Here is a 22,202-nt window from a genome sequence, read left to right as displayed (position 1 = left end):
TCTAATCAACGTAATTAGATATTACGTGCTGCAGAAGAAATTGAGTCTTTAATTGACTTCAGGGTTGCAGTACCCGTTTGCACCGTAATACTCTGGTCTCCCATCAAACGTTGGAGTTGCAGAGATTCACCAGCTGACAGTTGAAGCCCAGCAGTATCACTTGCCTTTCCTTTGATAAAGTCCTCTACTGCAGCATCTGCGATAGTCACTAATGACTCAAACACGGTACCAACTTCTGTTGTTTTCAGAGCATCATCTTCGGTTAAACCAGTTGGTGCTGCATAAGTAGAAACACCTAAAGAAGTAACAGCATTCATATCAATTCTCCTCTGTAAATACTAAATAAATAGTAGTTGTGTTATCATACATATTTGTCAAATAGACATTGTTAGAAAACAATCTCTGACACTAAAAATACCCCCACTAACTGAGGAAAAGCTAGTGAAAAAAAACGGAAAAAAGAGAAGAAAGAATTATCCACCTGCATCTAACTCATTCACCAATAAGAAAATCACCATTCAAAAAAACAATACTGATAAAAACAACCACAACTGAAGCATATCAAATAAAATCCTAAACTCATCCTCACTAAACCCATCAAAAATCAGAAATAATCACTATCATCCCAACAAAAAACACTTCGATTACACCCAGAATTTTTATAACCATTAATAATATATACGATTTTTATCAACCAATTATGCTCTCATCATTTAAAATCTTAAATTGAAGGAACTAAATTAAAAAGTTATGATCTGACTACACCCATTAATTACCGTAACCTAATGCCTAACTAAACCTCATTACAAACAACCAACTGGAAGCTGTACAATGAAACCTTGATAAATAATTGTTCACTGAACATTTGGTTGATGAAGAATCGATAGCCGAGTGGAAGTAAAGTAAGCAAGGCAAGTGTAGTAGGCTACGCCCATTCAACGATTTAGCCATTACTATTTTATTGATAATGAAACGAGTATTATCAATGCCATTAGGAGCACAGCAAGGATTTATAGACTCTGTATTTAAACTAGCTAGTATCCCGCTATATTGCCCCCATTACATCTATATAAGTCGTCTAACTAGGAAAGTTGATATATCATTTAAAACTAAAACCAGAGGAGTGATACAACATCTAGACGTTGACTTCACTAGTCTCAAAGTTTATGGTCAAGGATAATGGAAGGTTAAATAATATAGTAAAGAACTTTACGAGAGCTCAATGTTTCTGTTAACACAGATAGTCATAAAATCTTTGTAGCAATCTTCTCCTGATACCATACAAAAAAAGCAGAGTCACATGACTCTGCTTTTTTATTTCTTAATGCTTACTTGAGTAGTAACACCATGCCTGCACTTGCAAATGAAGAAATCAGTGCAGATGAGAATACCGCCAACAGGAGCCAACTGGGTTTAATGTAGCCTGAGTGAGCATTCTCTTCTGTTTTCGAGAGCGTAGGCAGAAAGCGATGATTCGCGGCTGGCGCTTTGATCATAGCTAAATCTTTTGATTCGATTCGTTTCACCTCTAGTGGTGGTTCATCTTCCGTTACCATAAGACCTAAGTTTTCTCCTTCCAAAATAAGCATATATCCCTCTTTAGGAATGGTTTTGATTTCACACATCACTCCATCAATCAGCTGCAGTGACTTTCTTAAGTTTGAAATGGCTTTGGTCAGTGAGGTTTCACTGACAAACACTTTGCCCCATACCTTGTCGTTAATTTCTTCTTTAGTAATAACGGTATTGGCATTTTCACACAGCAATTTCAATATCGCCGCTTCACGCCCACCTAAGCTGATGATTTTGTCAGTGGTTAACACTTCACGTTTGAGCGTATCGAAAATGACTTGGTTGCCTAGTAAGTAGTTTCTTAACATCGTTGAACCCTTTTCACTGTTTTTCGTCGTTATTTATCGTGATTAAAAGAGAACTTCTCTGTCCTTATGGCCGTGGTAATCAAGACGGTCATGTCAAACTCCTGATGCGAATTTTGCTGAATCACGGAATAAAATGATGATAAAACCGTGAAAAGTTGCTAATTAAACCTAAAAAAATATAAAAAACAAAATAAAAAGGGGCTTAGCCCCTTTTAGCTTTTCACCTCATTAACAAAATCAACGGTCACTGCGTATTGGTCATCCACTTTAATCAGTTGTCCAGTCGCGACTAACTCGTTACCACTTTTCAACATCACTTGAGATTGGACAAAGTCTTCAATTTTTACCATCTTGCCTTTGCTCAATTGATTCAGTTCATCCAAGCTTAAATTGCAATGAGCAATCACCACATCTAATGCGACTTTCATAGCTATGCCTCCGGTTAACTTGCTTGTGAGAGTCGAACAATCACTTGGCGGACATCACGAATCTCCTCTTGCGCAGAAGAGATCTCTGTCATCACGTTTTTGAAACGTTGTTGCTCGGTATCAATATCAACCTGAATGGTGTCGTTAAACGCAGTTACCGTCGCATCAAGGGATTGGAGATCAGTATAAGACACTCGATAATTTTTTGAATCAGCAAGACTTTTACCAGTAATTGCAGAAATTCCGCGTTCATCGTTCAACTGGGTTCTAATAATTTCATCAATTTTAGTAAGGTATGCATCACTCGCATCATCACCTAAAGGAGTTGTCTTACTACTATCATTCGGGTCTGTAAAGTTCATGTTATTTTGCATCACCAAGCCCCATAAGCGGCTGATCTCAGCGATCGCATCTGAGCGCACTTTAATATTATCCGCCATACCCTCTGCGCGGTTGGTTTGTTCACCAAGATACTTACTCAGCAATTCATCGATCAGATCTAATGGATCTTTACTGGCTTGACGTGTTTGCATAGGCGCTACTTCTTCTTGTGCTTTTTTCACAATTGGAAATTGCTCTGCTAGCTGCTGCGCTGCTGACTGACGATCTGTAGAAGCAAGATTGCTCGCTCCGTATGCACTGTTTATTGTCATGTTTTGCATTATCATCACTCCTATTTTTTAACTTGAATCAAATAAACTCTGGTTTGTTTACCATCAAAGAATACGACCCGATCCTCACTAATCTCCTGAATCACACCCAGTTTGGGGACTTCGCTACCTTCCCAGTATCGACCCAGTTCATCGTAAAGATAGCGTCCTGAATGAGAGGTATAGAAAATCGAGTATGGAAATTCAGCATCAGGAATTAAATCCGCTCCATCTGCACGAGACTTTAACGTACCCACGGTTTGGCTTAAGCCAGCGTCGATTAACACCTGCTTGGCACGAGCAGGATCGGATACAAACCAATGCTCTCCCTGTTTGTAAAAACTGATGGCGTGTTTACCTAATGCCGCCATTACTCGGTTATCCAATTCAAAGGTTTCTACTCGAATTTGATCACGATCTGCTAGGCTCGTAATTTCACCTTTCAGTGGCTTGCCAGAATAATCAGAGACAAGCTCTAAATTAAACTGACTGGCACGTAGGTAATTCTCCCCGCCCATCGTATGGATAAAATTCCCCCAGTATTCCGGTAATTGGCTAACTTCTGAAAGCTTACTCGTATACAACTGACCATCTTTGATATAGCCACTACCTATAGCTTGCAGATAATCTCCAAATTGCTGATTCTGTCTTGCGGCATTGAAGGTGTATCCTCCAATTGCCAACAACAGATGGACAGCGACAGTAACCAGTAATAAAGGTTGAAACTGTCTTAGTCTAAAACGCTTTAGTGCAGGATTGCGCTTACCTTGGCGATAAACGCAAAATGTCAAACCTCGATAGCGATAGATCTTATTCTCCATCAAGGTAAGCTTTTTCTTAGCCAACCCTATGGCTTGAATAGTACTGCCTTGCTCTTCTAGTTCAATGCGCTCCTCAGGCGTTAAAAATTCAGCTAAAGGAACAACATTGTCTTCCTTAATTTCTGAGCTCCCGACTAAAACGAGTTTGTTTTCTATGGGTAAGGTTACGCCTTTGACACACCCACTAAAAAATTCAAGCAGCCACATTGCTTTCAATCTCTTTTAGAATTTGGTTTACGATAACTAGGCTTTGGTTTACTTCTTCCAATAAAGTTCGCGGATGTTCGGGCAATGCAATATGTCGAATTAAACAACAACCTAGCGATTTCATCTCTGTGAGATAACCATCTTTGCTCAAAGCAAAAGTTCCATTAATTTTTCCTTGAACCTTACTGGTCACTTTAATGCCCAGTGGTGCGACAATAACAACCTGATTGGTCAGACCAATTCTTTGCCCATCTTCAATTCGAATATCTCGACCTTGATAATGGCAAACCAAACCTTGCTCTGCCTCTAGAGTAAGGCTGCCTTGTTTGGTCATTTGAGCAAATTCATTGATCAATAGTGAAAACTTTCTACTTTTCATCTGTTTTGAACCTCACTTCAATCACAAAGCGACGCTGTAAGACTCGTTGTTGAGCCGTTGATAGACCGTTTTCTACCGTTCCGCGAAGTTTCATAGGTAAATAACTTAAGCCTTCTTCGACTAAAAAGGTTTTTACCGATTGAGCACGACGGTCAGCCAATACTCGGTTTTTTTGATAAGTTCCTGATGAGTCCGCAATACCGTAAATCGTCAGTTCTTCGACAGGTAAATATTTCAGCTTATCAATAACTTCAAAAAGTGTGTTTACTCCTTTATTCGTTAATTGATATTGATTAACAGGGAATAAGTCACTGAACACTAAACGTAACTGGCCTTCTCCCCACAAGTAAGCATCAACACCATCAATATGAGTATTCATATTGACCGGATAATTCGTGTAACGACGCTTGCTTAAGTTGGGGTCCCATGCACTGAGGTCAACGGCTCGACTCGCATACGGATCCACTAGGTTGTCATAACGCCAGTAATCGTTTTCACAGTTATATACCTGATTTAAACCATAGGTGTTCAGGTTTGCGATATAGAAGCGATTTGGCTCTAACGGCTGTGCGACTTCAACACAGGCCAGTTGATGTGGGTAACCATCTTCATAGCTTGGTGTTCTACGAACCCAAAATCTTAAATTATCCACATCCGAGACATGCGAAATAATCAGGTTATAAATATCTGGCTTCCAGTCTTGATCGAGCACTATGTTGTCATCTTTTATCTGGCTACTACAGCCAGAAAGCAACATCATTCCACATGCACTAGCGAGAAGCGTTTTTCTTAACATTTTTCTGCCTTTTTAAATTTGAAATTATTACAGCGACATCACGGAAAAATTCTTTGGGAAGAAAGTCCTCACCCTGCTTCATCTTGCTATACATAGCTCGAGCTAATGGAATGTTCTCAACAATAGGAATATCCATCGCTTCTAAACGTTTTCTTTCTTCCAAGGCCAACGATTCAGTACAAATTTTTAACACAACTGGTACCCGTTCAATTTTAGGGTCATAACAAATTGGCACTAAAATATGTGTTGGGTTTGCCAAAGCAAAAGTTGGTCTTCTCCCTTGTGTAATTGGAGTTTCCATGACTTCTCGCATTCGGCGTTTGCGTTCATATTTGATTTCAGGTGAGCCTTCGGTTTCTTTTAATTCGTTTTTCATCTCAGTGAAAGTCATACGGTTCTTTTGCAAGAAGTGATATTTCTCTGCCATGAAATCAACCGTACCGACACAGATTCCATATACCAAATAGAATGCAGACGCTGCTCCTATCGAATACATCAGATAGTAAATGAAGTATGGATAGTTATTGATTTCATTTAACTGATACAACTGACTACCCAATACATCCGCTACATATTTCAATAGAAAGAGAAGAAATAGCAGCTCCAATACTTTCCTGAATGATCGTGAAATCGCCTCAACACCAAAAATATTCTTTGCACCGTTAACGGGGTTTATTTTATCCATTTTCAACCCCAATGCTTCAGTGCTGATCACCGCTTTATTGATCATCACCCATTCAAATATCGCCATCACCAGCTTTAATAGAGCTAAGCCTCCGATACACCACCAGAGTACATCGACTCCTGTTGCCAAACCGACATCGATATCAGCATAAAGCACTGCGGATAACCACTCACCAGAATACTCAAATAAGTAGTACAAGGTGAAAATGATAATAATTGTAAAAACGACCAGCTCTAGAGTTGGTTCGGCCAATTCTGTTTTTGGAAATTGTCCTTTCTGTTTTAGATCACGCAGTTTTTTTTCAGTGGGCGGATATTTCTTGGGTTCGGTTGATTCTTCCATAATATCCTCCTCGCACTTCGTTAAATATGGATAGTCTCCGTATTTTCAATGCAATTTGAGTTAACAATATCAGCATGACTACATACATAAGTCATACTCATCACTTGTTGGAAAAATGCCTTGACATAATTCAGTTCATTTTCATTTACCACGACAACTGGTTTTGAGCCGTATTGCACAAGTAGCCGCTTTATTTCATTGCGTAATGTGGACTGTACTGTAATCAGCCGATCTACATCATCAAATTCTCCAGCAACAAATCCTGCAATTTCTTCAGTCAGCTCTGGTGTCAGTAAGACGATATTTAATTTACCTTCACCGTTGAGCAGATTCGCCGTGATGTCATAGCGAGCCTGACTTCTGATTCGAGTCAACCAGTTACGGGGATCACTTTCTACTCTCGACCAGTAGATCAGAGCCTCAAAAAAACTCACACGGTCTAAATAAAACTCAGGAGAACGAATCATCTGCTTCAATACATCATGAACACGGTTTAAGCCAACAGCTGAATCAATCTCACTTTTCATGATTTCACTTTGCTGAGCTAACCCTGCAACAATATTGCTGCTGTATTGCAAGTTGTATTTCTCAATAAATCGATTGTGTATAAAGTAACTCACTATGTGATTGAGATTACTTGCCACATCATTACTTGCTACCAACAGCTCATCATTGAGAATTTCAATCACGCTACCTGGTTCTGCATTTTTATAGCTGTACATTTCAATATCCGAAATATACACCTTCAAATCACAATCCAATGTTGGATCAACCATAACAGCTGGTGAGCCTAATGCTTGCCCCCATAATGACTTTTCTTTATTTTCAACATTTCGTTGGATCAAATGTTGATACTGAGCTTCACGGAAAACAAACTTTAACGACTCGAACAAACCGTGACCTTGTGGCTCAAAACTGCTTGTTGCTACTTTACTGTCCTCTTTTTTCCATAACCAAATCGCTAAAGCCGCACAAAGCACAGCAAGAGGCAAGCACACATATAACAAATTAGGATTAGTGATACCCAAGACAATGATAATACCGCCAATCACTAGCAAACTTTTCCAGAAGGTTCGAATTTGTAGCATCAATTGAGCCATAAATGAGCTCGACTCTTCATCCGAACCTTTGATGCGTGTTAAGTACACACCACAAGCCATCGAAAGTAACAAACTCGGAATTTGTGAAACCAGACCATCCCCAACGGTTAGCACCGAAAAGCGGCTAACACTGTCTGCTAACGAGAGTTCGAACTGGTTAATACCAACGTAAATTCCGCCAAACAAGTTAACTAAACTGATCAAGATACCTGCGATTGCGTCGCCTTTAACAAATTTCATCGCCCCATCAAGTGAGCCAAATAGTTTGTTTTCTGTACCTAAATCTGCACGTAGTTTTTGCGCTTGTTCCCCCGTAATGAGGCCACTTTTTAAATCACCATCAATGGTCATTTGTTTACCTGGCAGCGCATCTAGAGAAAAACGAGCCCCTACTTCTGCAACTCGTTCCCCACCTTTGGTTACTACAAGAAACTGTACAATAGTAATAATGATAAAAATCAGTAACCCAGAGAGCAGATTCCCCCCCATTACAAACTGACCGACGGTTTCGATTACCTGACCAACATCCTCATTTGCAATGATATTTCGTGTTGTTGCAATTGAGAGCAGCAAGCGAAACGTAGTCAGCAAAAGTACCATTGTAGGTAGAAATGTTACTTTCAAAGGCTGATCGTTTTCTAGCATGATGACCAATAACAGTGCAGAGCTGACAAAACTGATCATCAAAAAGAAATCGATCACCACCCCAGGAAGTGTCACTAGAATGATTGTCGGTAATAAAAACGCAATCATGACACTACTGGGATTAAACAATAGTGATGATTTACGTAGCTTCGCCATCATATCGATTCTAATCCTCTTTTGAGTTCCTCAATGATTGTTTTACTGTCTATGGAGATGATTCTGTCTTCGTTCTCAATACTCAACGTGACGCCATCTTCGTGCTGCTCAGTCTCAACCTGTAGCGCTTTACAAGCGTCATCCATTTCACTGTGTAACACTTCCACCAGATGGGAAATTAATTTCTCGCTCTGAGTCAGTTTGGTCAGTCGTGCTTGAACTTCACTAGCAATTTGATGTTTTAATTCACGTTTAACATCTAAGATTGCTTCTTCCTGCTCTTTTAAATGACGAGCAAGTTCGTTTTCAGCCACTTTGAACCATTCTATCTGTTGCTCTTTCCAAGCATTTGCGAGCTTTTGATACTCCTCCTCTATAACGCTATTTAAAAGCTGTTCTTTTTCCTCCAACATCAAGAGCACCTGTTCCTCAAGTAGCTTTTGATATTCCTTTACCTTCTCTTCTAAAGCCATTATTAACGCCTTAGACTCCTGATAGGTCGCTAATTCTGAACGTTTAATCAGGTTAGAATGACGTGGACGTACAAAACCCACTTTGGGAATCGCTTTATGCGACGCATCTAATTCGATATACAAGGTACACCTCACTATTCAAATTTATTCAGACTTTATCCGCAGCGCTCCACCCCATCAAAAGAAAAAAAAAGACTAAATCTGAACGACACTGATTTAGTCTTTTTTCAGTTAAATTGACTTTATGTCATTATGATGCGAGCTTGAGATTACTGATTTCTGCTGGCTTAACTGGTAAGACTCTTTCTCCCATAGTTACAACTGAAACATCTCTTTTCTGAGCAATCTCCATCAAGGGTAAACTTGATTCAAGTTGCTTCTTGGTAAGATTGATATCTCGAATATTGTGGAATAATCCTTGGGTATAGTTTTTACCTCGACCGCTCGCCATTCCCTGAGTTGTTAAAACAGGCGTTGGCATAGTAACTGTCCACTTTTTCCCAGTAATATTGCTCACAATCGTCGGAGCCTTCGTTGCCTCTAAATTGGCTACTTTCTGTTGTAATTCAGTGTCATTTTGAGCTTGCTGAACAACGATTTTTTGAGCCTGTTTCATATTTGGTGCGTGACTCACCAAATTAGATGACCAAGATTGTAATGTCTCATGCTGAGCTTGAGTGTTCATCGGATTGTTATCCGCGGAAGACTTACCTTTCAGCGTAATATGCAGTTTAGAAACAAAACGTCTCGGCTCACTTTGATTTGTCTCTGAGGCTGATGGCAGAGCTGTAACATCAACAAGTTTGGTTACGTCCGTCGAGCCCGATTTAATTCCTTCAGCTTCCTGATGGGTTTGTGGAAGATTCACACCCTCAAAAAGTGAGTTTTGACTCGACAAACGTTCGGCGCGCTGATAACCATAGGTTGAACCGGCAATATCAACTTTTGAATTTTGATATCCGGGATTTCCATCGACTTTAGCGTTCCCAGCAGAGGTGATTACACGTTGCGATGGAACCACTTCAGGCCACACTTTCGCCGCATTACCTTGAATTTGCTGACTATCATTTTTACCAACTTCAAACTGCGAACTAATCTCAGGTTGAATGTTGGTTACACTCACTTGTGCATGCTCAACTTGCGCCCCCTCTGCCATACGCTCTGCGGCAACACCTTGTAAGGTATGGTGCCCTTTCACTGGTGAAGTTTCCGCTTCCGTTTGCGTGCCATTCTCGGCAAACGTTTGAGTCGTAACAGAGTTTTGCTCGACTGACGTCTGTGTTGAGCTGGACTCTACACTGGATTGAGTCGATCTGTTTTCTGTCGTTACCTGTCCTTGCTCCACACCATGTGAGTCAGTTGCAATAGAACGGGCATCTCCTGCCAGTTGAGACTGGCTTCCTACTCGTTCGCTGCGTGCATAACCAACGGTTTGGCCATTGACTTCGATACGGCTATTCGCATAACCCGGGTTACCATCCACTTTGGCATTACCCGCACTAGTGATCACTCGTTGTGCAGGAGCAACTTCTGGCCACTTTTTGACACCGTTTGTTTGTGCATGCTCAACTTGCGCCCCCTCTGCCATACGCTCTGCGGCAACACCTTGTAAGGTATGGTGCCCTTTCACTGGTGAAGTTTCCGCTTCCGTTTGCGTGCCATTCTCGGCAAATGTTTGAGTCGTAACAGAGTTTTGCTCGACTGACGTCTGTGTTGAGCTGGACTCTACACTGGATTGAGTCGATCTGTTTTCTGTCGTTACCTGTCCTTGCTCCACACCATGTGAGTCAGTTGCAATAGAACGGGCATCTCCTGCCAGTTGAGACTGGCTTCCTACTCGTTCGCTGCGTGCATAACCAACGGTTTGGCCATTGACTTCGATACGGCTATTCGCATAACCCGGGTTACCATCCACTTTGGCATTACCCGCACTGGTGATAACCCGTTGTGGAGCCGCCACTTCTGGCCACTTTTTGACACCGTTTGTTTGTGCATGCTCAACTTGTGCCCCCTCTGCCACACGCTCTGCAGCAACACCTTGTAAGGTATGGTGCCCTTTCACTGGTGAAGTTTCCGCTTCCGTTTGAGTGCCATTCTCGGCAACCGTTTGAGTCGTAACAGAGTTTTGCTCGACTGACGTCTGTGTTGAGCTGGACTCCACACTGGATTGAGTCGATCTGTTTTCAGTCGTTACCTGTCCTTGCTCCACACCATGTGAGTCAGTTGCAATAGAACGGGCATCTCCTGCCAGTTGAGACTGGCTTCCTACTCGTTCGCTGCGTGCGTAACCAAAGGTTTGGCCATTGACTTCGATACGGCTATTCGCATAACCCGGGTTACCATCCACTTTGGCATTACCCGCACTGGTGATCACTCGTTGTGGAGCTGCCACTTCTGGCCATTTTTTGACACCGTTTGTTTGTGCATGCTCAACTTGTGCCCCCTCTGTCAACCGCTCTGCAGCAACACCTTGTAAGGTATGGTGCCCTTTCACTGGTGAAGTTTCCGCTTCCGTTTGAGTGCCATTCTCGGCAAATGTTTGAGTCGTAACAGAGTTTTGCTCGACTGACGTCTGTGTTGAGCTGGACTCCACACTGGATTGAGTCGATCTGTTTTCTGTCGTTACCTGTCCTTGCTCCACACCATGTGAGTCAGTTGCAATAGAACGGGCATCTCCTGCCAGTTGAGACTGGCTTCCTACTCGTTCGCTGCGTGCATAACCAACGGTTTGGCCATTGACTTCGATACGGCTATTCGCATAACCCGGGTTACCATCCACTTTGGCATTACCCGCACTAGTGATAACCCGTTGTGGAGCCGCCACTTCTGGCCACTTTTTGACACCGTTTGTTTGTGCATGCTCAACTTGTGCCCCCTCTGTCACCCACTCTGCGGCAACACCTTGTAAGGTATGGTGTCCGTTCGCTGGTGAAGTTTCCGCTTCCGTTTGAGTACCATTCTCGGCAAACGTTTGAGTCGTAACAGAGTTTTGCTCGACTGACGTCTGTGTTGAGCTGGACTCCACACTGGATTGAGTCGATCTGTTTTCTGTCGTTACCTGTCCTTGCTCCACACCATGTGAGTCAGTTGCAATAGAACGGGCATATCCTGCCAGTTGAGACTGGCTTCCTACTCGTTCGCTGCGTGCATAACCAACGGTTTGGCCATTGACTTCGATACGGCTATTCGCATAACCCGGGTTACCATCCACTTTGGCATTACCCGCACTAGTGATCACTCGTTGTGCAGGAGCAACTTCTGGCCACTTTTTAACTTGCTGTCCCGTCACTTTCTGCATATTGGCAGAATCAATGATGACTTGACCATCCACCCCCTGTTGAACATGATTCTGTTCAGAAGAGTGTTCAACAAACTGTTTACGATCCTGGTTCTCATTGACCTTCTGGAATTCAAGCGTTGAAGCTACCTGAGGATTTTTAGCAATGTTCTCCACATTGGCATAGCCAATAGTATGTCCTTGTTGAACAACTTTTGCATTCTGATACCCAGAGTAACTCGCAACAGTCGCATTACCAGACGTGGTGATTAAGCGATGAGCGGGCTTAACTTCAGGCCATTGTTTTTTCTCTTTTTCTACAACAACCTCTGCCTTCACTGGCTGAACATCAGGCAACTCTTCCGTTTCCGGGATCCCACCGATATAAGCTTTATGCCCGCCCTCAAAGTTTACTTGAATCAACTTAGCTTCATTAGTTTGTTCATGGAATGAAACTAATGCATCAACCATCTCATCGATTTCTGGCTCAGATCCTATAATCGGCTCTTGCCCACGCAACTCGCGAATCAATGTCTCTTTAGTAATTTCTACAACACTGATTACTGGATGCTCACCAAATCGTTCAATAGCTTGTTCAATCAACGTTGGTTGAGGATTAGTGCCTCCCTGATTAACATTATAAGTATTATTTTGATTATTAAATTGCGTATTACTTTGATTGTTATTTTGGGTATTAAACTGATTAATGTTTAGATCACCAAAATTTAAATTAAAATTGAATACCGGAGAATAATTAAACGTATTGCCTTTACCATCAGCTCCTTTTTCCCCAGGTTCGTTATCATCCGGAATACGACGCCCATCAATTTCATCAAAACCGTGGAACTCATAAGTAGGCATAGGTCTTGGAGGTAACGGGACCAAGTCTTCTGGTTGTTTATTTTCCTCAGGCTCTTTTTTGTCCTCTAGTTGATTGTTAGCTCCTTGTTGTCCCAGAACAAATTCAGAACCACCGTACATCGCTAGTGCAGTCGCATTACCAAATAAGACAACAAAAGCCGTAGGCAGTAGGCTTAAGCCACCAGTAAATGGAGCTAATACAGCACCAAGTGTTGTTGCCCCAGCAATCGCGGCTAAGTGGCCTTTCGCTTTTGTATGGTTACTGTATTTGTTAGATTTCTTATGGACTTTTTTCTTTTTCTCCGCCTGCTCTTTTTTCACTTCAGATTGCTGATTTGAGGACGTTTCCTCATTCTCGAGACAACTATCAGTGAGCGAGAGCGTTTGTGGAAGTGCTGGTTCGCTCATATTCGGCTGAGTTTCAACTCGCGGTAATACGCTCGCGGTTGTCTGGAGCGAAATATCAGACAGCTCCTGCTGAGCAGGAGCTGTCATTGGTGTGATATTGTTCAGCGAAATATTATGCGGCATATCAAAACCTCATTTTTTCTAGAAGCTGAATTGTTAATCTTCGCAACTCTTCTTCATCATATACATCGTCAGACAGCGTTATCATTAGATAACCCTCTGATCTTACCAGTTTCCCTTGCAGTGATTGCTCTAGTGAAATAAGAAACCGTATTATTTCATCTAAATTCAGCACATGAACTAATTGAAAAAACGGGATGAGTGGCAAAATTCTATCATCAGGGCAATCATTAAATACGAGCTGTTCATTCTTCTCTAACTTAAGAAGAAATTGCTCTATGTCATTTAATCTCATTGTCTTCACTTAGGGTAAACCAAAACAACATCATCTGTTGTTAGTGACGCAATTTCGGTTGTATCTAATACGGTATCAAAAAGATTTAATGATGTTTTAAAGCGTAATGTGCCAGGCAACTTATTTTTTCGATACGATAATCCTCCCCTATCTATATGACTTTTATCCAAATCGACTAAGATTACAAAATTATTATTACCAGCTGTTAATATTGCTTTAGTTAAAAGTGGTTGATTAGAAAAATCTAAGCATCCGACTGTCACTCTCTCAAATGAGATACCATATTTTAATAAGTGCTGAGAGATAAGATAAGCAAGATATTTCTCATCCAAATGACTGAATTCGATACCTGTTATACGTTCTATCTCTGACGCATAAACGTAGAATGTTATATCTAAGTCCAGACTGTGCAATTTACATTGAATCAAAGTTTCATCTTTGAAGTCACGTACAATACCTCCACAAAAAGACAAACTAATGATCCCGTTATCAAATGATGCGCCGGCAACAAGATTGACTTTGTTAAAAGTTTCATTAGTCAAAGAATAAGCAGGTTGTATAGAAAATAATGACTTACTCATAACAACTCCTTTAACGATTTCTAGATAAGATAGCTAATACATCGCGACTCATTAAAAAGTCCTTTTCGTCTATCCAAGCCAAGATTCCTTGCGGAGTTTTACACACAAAGTCGTAAAGCAATTGATAAACTTGCATTGAACTCATCGATTGAAATTCTGGGCTCTGAACAAGATTCAATATAAACGTAATCTTATGAAATTCATTTTCCAGAATTCCATCAACAATAATTGCTTTTACAAGGTCTTCCGAGTAACCACGAAGTAAACTAAACCATTCAATGACGGCTGTTTTATCTATATATTGTTGGGTATCAGATAAACCATTCCAGCTAATTCGATTCGATTTACTCTTCAGGATCTGATAGGGATCCAGCGTCGTCTGTTTCAGATTGAAATGCTTCATCGTCGTATGAACCATAACCTAGTTTGTCTCGATTCTTTTTCTCACGCTTATCAAAGCGTCGACACAAAACCAACATGGAAATCAACCCTTCTAAATAGTGCTCATAAGCAACCAATTGTTGCACTGCTTCACTATCAGGCTGATTTTCAGTCTGTCCCGTGTCAATGTTTACCGTATTTAAAAATTCTTTAATCTGTTTACGAACAGACTTCGGGTACAAATGCTGGCTCTGATTAGCAGCTTGTAATATCCATAGCTGAGCATCATTCAGTGACTCAGCATCCACTTGACTTGCAAAACTATACCAATCACGCATTGCACGTAGTTGATAACTGTTCAGCAACTTAGCAAATTGACGCTGTTGCTGAGGCGTCATCGGCGTTTTGCGAATTCGGAAAATCCGATGTCTTTTTTTCTCCTGTTTTTCCGATTCTTTAACATCGCGAACACGCTTAGTTTGCTCTTCTTCGCGAATATTTTTAGGGCTCGAAACATCAGATACACGTTCGGCCCTCAATGGCATAACAAAAGAAACATTGCGCATAAGAAAAATAGAGCGGGTTTCTAACCCGCTCCTCCTTTAAGCTATTAACGGTTAGTAACCAGACTTGCCCGTTGCATTGCATCCAGAATTTCATTCAACTTAACAGCAGCTTGAGTTAAGTCTTGCAAGTAACCATCAAGCATTGCATCCACTTTTTCCTTCAGTTGCTTGCTTGCAGTACCTTCTTCCTGATGCTTCACTTCTTCAGCATTTCGCATGTCATTGATGTTACCCACCATGGAGTTGGCCATGGTGCCAGTTTGCGCAACTGTGTTGTACTTAGCTGTACGGCTTTGTTGCAACTGAGCGCTAAACTTATTGATGTCTTTAGCCGATAGATCAGCAACACGCATGTTTGAATCACCAGACATTGAAGACAAGTGTTTATCTTTCAATGTTTTGGTTTGCCCCATACGCACAGAAGATGCTGATGTGATCGCCATGCTGACCACACTCGCCGCCAAGGTAATACCAAATTTCACTTGTGCGTCATGCTTACGATCCGCCGCGAGATGCACAGCAAGATCTGTGGTTGCTTTAGCCTCAGTAATTTTATTGCTCATCACTTGAGAACGAAGCTCTTTAGAAGCTTTAATGATCTCTGCAAGTAGAGCCAGCAGCTCAGACATACTCACACCACCTTCAGAAATCTTTTCAACAGACTTCTCAAAGCCCTTCCACTGATTAGTATCAATAGAGACACCAGCAGAAGAAGATTCTGAAACAATAGGTTGCGCTAGATTTACAGAATTAACAGCATTAATTGACATAGTTATCTCCTTACATATGAATTGAAGTCATGGTTTTGCTAAAGCTACGGTAGTCTTCGTTTGTTTTAATCAGAGACTCAAACGAATGAGCAACGGAGCGCATTGCTTGATCGAGCATTTTTAGTACTTGCTCAATTCGTGTTTGCAACTCATCTTGCTTAGCTTGATTGACTTCCATTTGTTTAGAGATATCGGCAGTTTTAATACCATAACCTGTGCTGACTACTGAGGTTACGTTAGAGCCCACTGAAGAAGCTTGGCCAATACGTGCAGCCGTCATTTGGCCACCTTTGGCAAACTCTTGAATCTTATCTAACAGCGGTTGCGCTGTTTTACGAACCTTCTCAGCTAAGCTTCCCGCTTTTGATGAAATGGCAGTAAATGACTTCAGCGTTTTTGCAGCATCGACACCGCGCTTCACCAACGTAGCTGCTTTAGCAGCACCACCTGCAATTGCTTTACCAGCAGAAGAGGCAATACCAGCTGGGTTAAAACTGAGCAGCATAGTGCCAAGGCCAATCGCAATATCTAACCCCATTTTGACCATACCACGCGTTTTTTCATCAACGCCTGCCGCTTTCATAATTTCGTCAGCAATTTTCGGGATAACGAGGCTTGCAACCATGCCACCGATCATGATGGCTGCCATGACTGGGTTAAAAGGAGCCATAATAATCGCGGCAATAAAGCCCAAGGCCATGGCAATTTTGCCAAGAATGCCTTGTGTTTGTTGTGCTTTTTTCTGCTCTTCGAGTTGAGAAGCACGCTCGTTCAGCATGGCGATTTGTGAGTCTTTTTGTAACTCAATCAAACCTTTTTTGGTTGCTACTTTTTCTTGGCCAGCACCAGAAACAGATTCCGCAACTTGCTTCATGCTTTCACGAATAGTACGCCAAAGGTCATTTAACGATAGCGAACTGCCTGGCAATGGTTGACCAGGTACAACAGAACCCTCTTCAGCTTGTTGCTGAGGTTGGTTCTGCTTTTGTTCGATCTCTTTATTAGCTTGACCCCACAGAGATTCTTGGTTCTCTGCGATATTCACTAATGATGTTTTCATGATCTTTACCTATTAACGATTAATGATTACCGAATATTCCTAGCGAAATAGAACAACATTTAACTCACCCTCGCTAGAGTCATCTTGTAACGTTGAACAAGATGTGGCGCACTTCGGCAGATGCGCGAATTCTTTACTTTTATTAACTGGGTTACTAATTCGACGACGTCGATATAATACGTCTAAAGTAAGGCATTGTTGATTTAAAGATCTCAATACCTCATAAAACTTCTCTTTTTGATCTTCCAATCTTATTCCTTATCAACGTCCTTATATTTCAAGGAAATCAAATTACTCTCAACTTTTCTCATAAACTTACCATAACAGCCCATGAAAAAAGCTGACTTTTCCTGAAACTAAATGTTTCTCGCAATCGCAACACGTTCGTCACGCAAAATCTGAAACCAATATTTCAAAGTTTGCATGATCATTTTTACATTATCACCAATACGGTTGATTTCTTTAATATCTTCATCAGATAAGACACGTGAAGGGAAGTTGTTATAAATGTTTTCAAGATCTTTTAGGTTTAAACCGTTTCCTATCCAATCCAACTGACCACCATGGCCACCTTTATCGTGTTCACCTGTTTGAATTTGCCATTTATCACCATCTCGATTAATCCATTCCTTTATGCTTGCTGGTGATTTAAGTGTATTAGCCATTATTTTTTCAATCCCAGAAATATCTCTGGATAATAAAGTTTCCATATCCTCCCTTGTAATATCCGGATGTATCTTTAGAATATCAGACATAATCATCATGGCAATCAGAGGACTTACCTTTTTAGCTGCTGAGGAACCATTCTGTTGTTCTTTATCGTAAATTAGCCAACCATCACCATGATGATAATTATTATTTATATTATTATATAATTTTTCGATCCCATCAGAATTATCAAAGCCCGATTGAGTTAAAAGTCTACCCAATAATGTTGTTGAATCAAATGGCCCTTTCTTATTAAGTTCATTTAATAAGAATCCAGCTGCTTTTGCTAGTGTTTCTACCTGATCCCATTGGTTCTCATGCTCATGTAAGCCATGAGAACCACTACCAATACTTTCTAATAAGTGCTCAATACAAGGCTTAATTTTTGGATCATTTATCCATTCAGAAAGTCCATATTTATCTGAATTAACCATTAACTCAAGAATAATCAACTGCAAAGTATCTTCTAATTCAATACCTTGAATACCGTCTTTTGAGATTTCATCAAACATTCCACTAATTATAGAGGAAAACATTGCTTTTCCTCCTTCAGTCCAACCGTTAAGAATCTCTAATTCTAATGCAGCATCATTGATAGAACCTAAAAGAGCATCACTAATACTCTGCTCTTTGTTAGAATCATCACTAATCACTTGATTAATATCAGATTTTGCATTATCAAGCCCCTGTTTAATTGAATATAGATTTGAATAATCAGAAACATAGTCTTTATCAATAAGACTATCTTCTTCATTAGCTATACTTAATGAAGACCCAGAATCTAAATCAATTTTTCTTGTAAAATTATTTTGGACAATCATAATTGACACCAATTAACTACTAAATATTTCTCGCAATTGCAACCCTTTCATCCCGAAGAATCTGAAACCAATATTTCAGTGTTTGCATTATCATTTTAACGTTATCACCAATTCGGTTTATTTGTTTTAGTTCATCATCAGTAAGAACCCTTGATGGAAACTTATCAAATATTTCTGATAGATATGAAAAATCAATCCCTGTACCGATGTAATCCAACCACCATCGATCCTGGCCAAAATGAGCACCACCACTTTGCTCTGGATTAAATATTTGCCATTTATTATCACCAGTATTCAAAATAATAAAGTCAAAAATATTATCATTCAGTATTCTTTCGATTTCCTTTGGTGTGGATTGTAAAATTTTATCCCAATCATTTGGGCTTAAATCATTATCTTTACGAGCTGCAGTAGATAAAACAATTAACCTCAGAACTGGACTGAGTCTAGTGCAGTTCTCATCACCCATTTCGTTTTCCTGACTGTAACCATCGTTACCTAGATAAAATCCATTTTTATCGCTCCAATAGGTTTCTGGATTCATTACTTCAGAAATTTTATTTTCTACATCCCGACCATATGTATTAAATAGTATCTGAGCGGCTTTCGCGGCAATACTATTTTCATCCTCTAATCCTTTTTGATAGACCTTCTTCATCGCATCGATAAGTTTTTGTTGAGTTATCCCTGTATCAGCAATCCTATCTTTATGAGCACCACTACCAATAAACTCAGTTAGCCATGCAATTTCATCCTGAGAAATACCTTCAGTTTTGTTATTTATCATTAAATCTATTAGAATAATTTGTATAACATCTTCTATTTCCGTTCCTTCAATCCTACCGTCATTAGTAATATTAGATAGCATCATATCCAGCATTGGAGCTATAACATTTACACCGCCCTCTGTCCATGCATTAAGTAATTCCAATTCTAAAGCAGCTTCATCGATACTACCTAAAAGAGCATTACTAATATCAGTTTCAGTATTTCTTGGAGATACCGCTTTTACTGCTTCTCTTTGTTTTTCAAGTACAAAAATTAAATCACTATCTTCACTAAGAGAATCTAACTCATTTTCAGCAGCATCAATATCCGATGTAGATACTGAGCTCAAACTTAAAGATGGATTGTTTAATATGCTTTCTCTTTTTAAGAGAGAATCATAGATACTTACATTCATATCTTAGCCTATTATAAGTAAGGATTGAGTTGTTTACGTAAAAAATCGTAACGTTTTTGATTAAATTCATTAAGCTTTTCAGCTTTGATAATAATAAACACAGCCGCAGCCTCGAGGTATTGCTTTAACTTATAGTGACACAATGCCATATTGACTAAGGTTTCATCAAAATCTGCTGTTGGATAGGTTTTCACAATATTGAGCATATCCAATGCCTTCTGAAACTGTGCTTGTTCTAGATAAATAGAGGCCAAGCTAGCAGGTCCACGATGATCGAAAGGACAAAGCCCTGTATACGCAAGATAAATAATCTCTGCCTCTTTCAGCTGATATTTTTGGTATAGCGAATCAGCCAAATCAAGCAACTCTTTAAGAATCTCAATTGTGATTTTTTTCTCTTTTTTGATTTTATTGATATGCTCTTCAATCACTTTTCCTTCGAGCAATTCAAAAAAATCTTCAGATAACTTATGTGTCTCGACCTCAAACTCGTTCATTTGATTACTCTCTTATAATGTTTATCTACTTAATCGTTGTTAAGCTGATTAAATAAAAGTGTCAACCGAGGAACACTGGCGACCTTGACTGAGAATTCAGGCATTGCCTTTCTCAGACGAATTGACCAAATAATCGCTTTCCTACGATCAATAGAGGCAAGCAGTGCTAAACCATATTCAAGGTCATGCGCTTCTTGGGTAACTCTTTGTATACCTATCGCATCAGAATACAGACATAGCTTTTGCCCTAACTCACGGCGAAGCGTTAGCCAATCAGAACTTATTTCAGCTTGTTTACTTTTTTGATATCGCACCACTTTACCTAAACGGAGTAAGCGCTTTTTAATATGTCGACTTGATTGTTTAAAATAACACTCGATCTCCGTTTGAGTTAATCCTGTGAGTACCTCAAACTGCTCGGCCGTTAAACGCTCTTTGGCTAAGCAATGGTGCTTAAGTTTAAAGTACCATTTTTCAGATCTTTTCAACTTACACCGCCTGTACAAAATAGCTAATGGTTAGCTTATCCTCTTCGTTTAAGACCCCTTTCAAAAAACGTTCGATATTACTTTTGTTCTCAGCAGAAATCTCACTCAGACTCAAAATTAATACCGAAATCCTTTTGGCTTTTTCTCCTGTAACGACAACGCTAACTCGCAAGATGTTAGGCATAATGCTGAGCTTGTTGTAGATCTCTCTACTTTGTAAGAAATTACTTTTAACCATCTCAAGTTTACTTAAGCTAGCAAACTTCGACTCAAGCAAGTCATTGAGATCTTCTCGCTCAAAGTAAAAGTTGTAATACGCCAATAGCTCACGAGCTTTCATTTCTTGAGCATCATCAACTAATACACCATACCCATCTTTTAGTTGGGTTAGCTTAGCGTTGACCTGATTTTTATTCAGCAGCACGATCACTTTGTTAGAGAGATCTGCCGATTCAAACTTTGCTACCTGAGTCATCCCAGATTCGCTACAACCTGAGACGATCAGAGCAAAAATCAAAAGTAATAGTTTTTTCATTTTATTGCGCCTTCATCACCTCATTGATTGCGTTAGCCGCTTTTGCCGCTATCTTGCTAACCGTCTCTTGATATATTGAGTAATGGAATACTTCTTGTTGTAGACGTAAAGCATCCACTGCCGACATACCACCACCACTAGATTCAATAGAATCAATAGTGGCGAGTATTTGCTCAAAACTTTCACCAACACTGTTGTATGTTTTCTCCATTACTGACGGTTGTGTTACATCAATACCTTGGATACCTAGATCAAACATCTTTGCCCTCATCTGTCTGGTTTTGAATAGGCGCACATTACTTCAACTTTCCTCACCTCTCTAATGAGAAAAGGTGAATCAAACTGAATGTCGTCTGATTCACCTTTTTACTAATTTGCCCGGAACACTGGGGCAGAACGATTAACTTTTCACCTTAAATGCAGACTCTAACGCATACTTAATCAGCTTACTCTCCTTATGCTCACCCGTAATTGTAATCGCGTAGCTGCTGTAGCATTTATTACGAACTTTAACTAGTACTTGAGCAATATTGCTGGCGTATAGGTAATCGCTCTGTGATTTCGTTGCTTTATTTAACCAAGATTTAATGCCCGTTGCTTTTTGATCTCGATTTAAAACGAGCACAATCTCTTGCTTGTCACGATTAACAGCAATCGCAGCTTGTAGCGTTGAGCCTTTAATTGAGATCACGCCTTCATCACAATACGCAGATTGGGAGCCTAATCTTGCTAAGATGTGAGTCCCAATCTCATTAGGGGTTGGTGAAAATGCCGCTGGAGTTGTACGAATATTGACATGCGATAGCTGTTTTGAGACATCGCGACGTCCATAAATGCTGGCTTTTTCGATCAATCGGTATTCGCGCTCGTACTGTTGTTGCTCCAAGCGATGCACATTGTAGGATTTGCTCGACTTTAGAAAGCTAAAGTCGAACCGTTTAGAGGTATGTTCTATAGCGCGAATTTCTAAGTTAGGTTTTGTCGTTTCTGTTGTGGGTTGCAGCCCGACATTACTATGCTCAATGTTATTTATTTTCATCATGTTGCTCATATCTCTTTCAATCTACTTTAATTTTGAGGCTTCTATAG

23 protein-coding genes and 1 pseudogene are annotated in these 22,202 nt (G+C 40.2%); 1 reads left to right on the top strand and 23 read right to left on the bottom strand.

Annotated elements, in window-relative coordinates; translation table 11 throughout:
- Positions 1 to 14: 14 nt before the first annotated feature.
- A complete protein-coding gene (locus tag F0316_RS05465; protein WP_053033559.1) occupies positions 15 to 317 on the bottom strand; it encodes a hypothetical protein in 303 nt (100 codons plus the stop codon).
- A 507-nt stretch (positions 318 to 824) separates the two neighbouring features.
- Here F0316_RS05465 and F0316_RS19980 point away from each other — a divergent pair.
- Positions 825 to 1,177 (top strand): annotated as a pseudogene (locus F0316_RS19980) (transposase); the annotation flags it as partial.
- A gap of 151 nt (positions 1,178 to 1,328) precedes the next feature.
- Here the strand turns inward: F0316_RS19980 and F0316_RS05455 are convergent.
- The 22 genes from F0316_RS05455 to F0316_RS05340 all read right to left on the bottom strand — a co-directional run bounded on the left by F0316_RS05455 (position 1,329) and on the right by F0316_RS05340 (position 22,164).
- The gene (locus F0316_RS05455) at positions 1,329 to 1,880 is read right to left on the bottom strand and encodes a winged helix-turn-helix domain-containing protein (protein WP_000945833.1); all 552 of its coding nucleotides are present in this window, start codon (positions 1,878 to 1,880) and stop codon (positions 1,329 to 1,331) included.
- A gap of 212 nt (positions 1,881 to 2,092) precedes the next feature.
- A complete protein-coding gene (locus F0316_RS05450; RefSeq protein ID WP_000861356.1) occupies positions 2,093 to 2,308 on the bottom strand; it encodes a FliM/FliN family flagellar motor C-terminal domain-containing protein in 216 nt (71 codons plus the stop codon).
- 14 nt (positions 2,309 to 2,322) lie between these two features.
- A complete protein-coding gene (locus F0316_RS05445) occupies positions 2,323 to 2,976 on the bottom strand; it encodes a VPA1350 family putative T3SS effector (protein WP_100067899.1) in 654 nt (217 codons plus the stop codon).
- Between the two features lie 5 nt (positions 2,977 to 2,981).
- Positions 2,982 to 3,995 carry a VPA1351 family putative T3SS effector gene (locus F0316_RS05440; RefSeq protein WP_149560273.1) on the bottom strand — a complete coding sequence of 338 codons (1,014 nt, stop codon included), beginning with the start codon at positions 3,993 to 3,995 and terminating at the stop codon, positions 2,982 to 2,984.
- Positions 3,973 to 4,365 (bottom strand): VPA1352 family putative T3SS effector, encoded by a 393-nt coding sequence (locus tag F0316_RS05435; RefSeq protein ID WP_000842251.1) that lies wholly within the window; start codon positions 4,363 to 4,365, stop codon positions 3,973 to 3,975. The genes F0316_RS05440 and F0316_RS05435 overlap by 23 nt, the downstream gene beginning before the upstream one ends.
- Positions 4,355 to 5,161: an OmpA family protein gene (locus F0316_RS05430; RefSeq protein ID WP_001906198.1), complete on the bottom strand. Its 807-nt coding sequence runs from the start codon at positions 5,159 to 5,161 to the stop codon at positions 4,355 to 4,357. Before F0316_RS05430 ends, F0316_RS05435 begins: the two co-directional genes overlap by 11 nt.
- Complete coding sequence (locus F0316_RS05425; protein ID WP_149560272.1) at positions 5,136 to 6,188, bottom strand: EscU/YscU/HrcU family type III secretion system export apparatus switch protein; 1,053 nt, start codon at positions 6,186 to 6,188, stop codon at positions 5,136 to 5,138. Before F0316_RS05425 ends, F0316_RS05430 begins: the two co-directional genes overlap by 26 nt.
- A 20-nt stretch (positions 6,189 to 6,208) precedes the next feature.
- Positions 6,209 to 8,092 carry an FHIPEP family type III secretion protein gene (locus F0316_RS05420; protein WP_000968071.1) on the bottom strand — a complete coding sequence of 628 codons (1,884 nt, stop codon included), beginning with the start codon at positions 8,090 to 8,092 and terminating at the stop codon, positions 6,209 to 6,211.
- A complete protein-coding gene (locus tag F0316_RS05415; protein WP_001906197.1) occupies positions 8,089 to 8,685 on the bottom strand; it encodes a hypothetical protein in 597 nt (198 codons plus the stop codon). The genes F0316_RS05420 and F0316_RS05415 overlap by 4 nt, the downstream gene beginning before the upstream one ends.
- A 127-nt stretch (positions 8,686 to 8,812) precedes the next feature.
- Positions 8,813 to 13,231, bottom strand: a complete 4,419-nt coding sequence (locus F0316_RS19975) for a hypothetical protein (RefSeq protein ID WP_149560271.1) — start codon at positions 13,229 to 13,231, stop codon at positions 8,813 to 8,815.
- A 297-nt stretch (positions 13,232 to 13,528) separates the two neighbouring features.
- Positions 13,529 to 14,104, bottom strand: a complete 576-nt coding sequence (locus tag F0316_RS05400; protein WP_000045694.1) for a hypothetical protein — start codon at positions 14,102 to 14,104, stop codon at positions 13,529 to 13,531.
- A 10-nt stretch (positions 14,105 to 14,114) separates the two neighbouring features.
- Positions 14,115 to 14,507 carry a hypothetical protein gene (locus F0316_RS05395; protein ID WP_000680188.1) on the bottom strand — a complete coding sequence of 131 codons (393 nt, stop codon included), beginning with the start codon at positions 14,505 to 14,507 and terminating at the stop codon, positions 14,115 to 14,117.
- On the bottom strand, positions 14,449 to 15,051 hold the full coding sequence (locus F0316_RS05390; protein ID WP_001246761.1) for a hypothetical protein: 603 nt from the start codon (positions 15,049 to 15,051) through the stop codon (positions 14,449 to 14,451). Before F0316_RS05390 ends, F0316_RS05395 begins: the two co-directional genes overlap by 59 nt.
- 44 nt (positions 15,052 to 15,095) lie before the next feature.
- Positions 15,096 to 15,821 carry a hypothetical protein gene (locus tag F0316_RS05385; RefSeq protein WP_000026208.1) on the bottom strand — a complete coding sequence of 242 codons (726 nt, stop codon included), beginning with the start codon at positions 15,819 to 15,821 and terminating at the stop codon, positions 15,096 to 15,098.
- Between the two features lie 10 nt (positions 15,822 to 15,831).
- A complete protein-coding gene (vopB2, locus tag F0316_RS05380; RefSeq protein ID WP_000858304.1) occupies positions 15,832 to 16,881 on the bottom strand; it encodes a type III secretion system translocator protein VopB2 in 1,050 nt (349 codons plus the stop codon).
- Positions 16,882 to 17,237: 356 nt separating this feature from the next.
- Positions 17,238 to 18,410, bottom strand: coding sequence for a molecular chaperone (locus tag F0316_RS05370; RefSeq protein ID WP_149560269.1), 1,173 nt, complete (start codon positions 18,408 to 18,410; stop codon positions 17,238 to 17,240).
- A 19-nt stretch (positions 18,411 to 18,429) separates the two neighbouring features.
- Entirely contained in the window at positions 18,430 to 19,593 is a 1,164-nt protein-coding gene (locus F0316_RS05365) for a molecular chaperone (protein WP_149560268.1), read from the bottom strand.
- Positions 19,594 to 19,604: 11 nt separating this feature from the next.
- Positions 19,605 to 20,090: a hypothetical protein gene (locus F0316_RS05360; protein ID WP_001001655.1), complete on the bottom strand. Its 486-nt coding sequence runs from the start codon at positions 20,088 to 20,090 to the stop codon at positions 19,605 to 19,607.
- Positions 20,091 to 20,119: 29 nt separating this feature from the next.
- Positions 20,120 to 20,578, bottom strand: a complete 459-nt coding sequence (locus F0316_RS05355; protein ID WP_000830400.1) for a hypothetical protein — start codon at positions 20,576 to 20,578, stop codon at positions 20,120 to 20,122.
- A 1-nt stretch (position 20,579) separates the two neighbouring features.
- The gene (locus tag F0316_RS05350) at positions 20,580 to 21,113 is read right to left on the bottom strand and encodes a type III secretion protein (protein ID WP_000734971.1); all 534 of its coding nucleotides are present in this window, start codon (positions 21,111 to 21,113) and stop codon (positions 20,580 to 20,582) included.
- A gap of 1 nt (position 21,114) precedes the next feature.
- Entirely contained in the window at positions 21,115 to 21,372 is a 258-nt protein-coding gene (locus tag F0316_RS05345; RefSeq protein ID WP_000459889.1) for a hypothetical protein, read from the bottom strand.
- A gap of 141 nt (positions 21,373 to 21,513) precedes the next feature.
- The gene (locus F0316_RS05340; protein WP_172625964.1) at positions 21,514 to 22,164 is read right to left on the bottom strand and encodes a hypothetical protein; all 651 of its coding nucleotides are present in this window, start codon (positions 22,162 to 22,164) and stop codon (positions 21,514 to 21,516) included.
- Positions 22,165 to 22,202 lie beyond the last annotated feature (38 nt).

The organism is Vibrio cholerae (genome assembly GCF_008369605.1).
Lineage (GTDB): Bacteria > Pseudomonadota > Gammaproteobacteria > Enterobacterales > Vibrionaceae > Vibrio > Vibrio cholerae.
The sequence above is the reverse complement of the archived record's forward strand: the minus strand, read 5'-3'. Positions and strand labels throughout refer to the sequence as shown.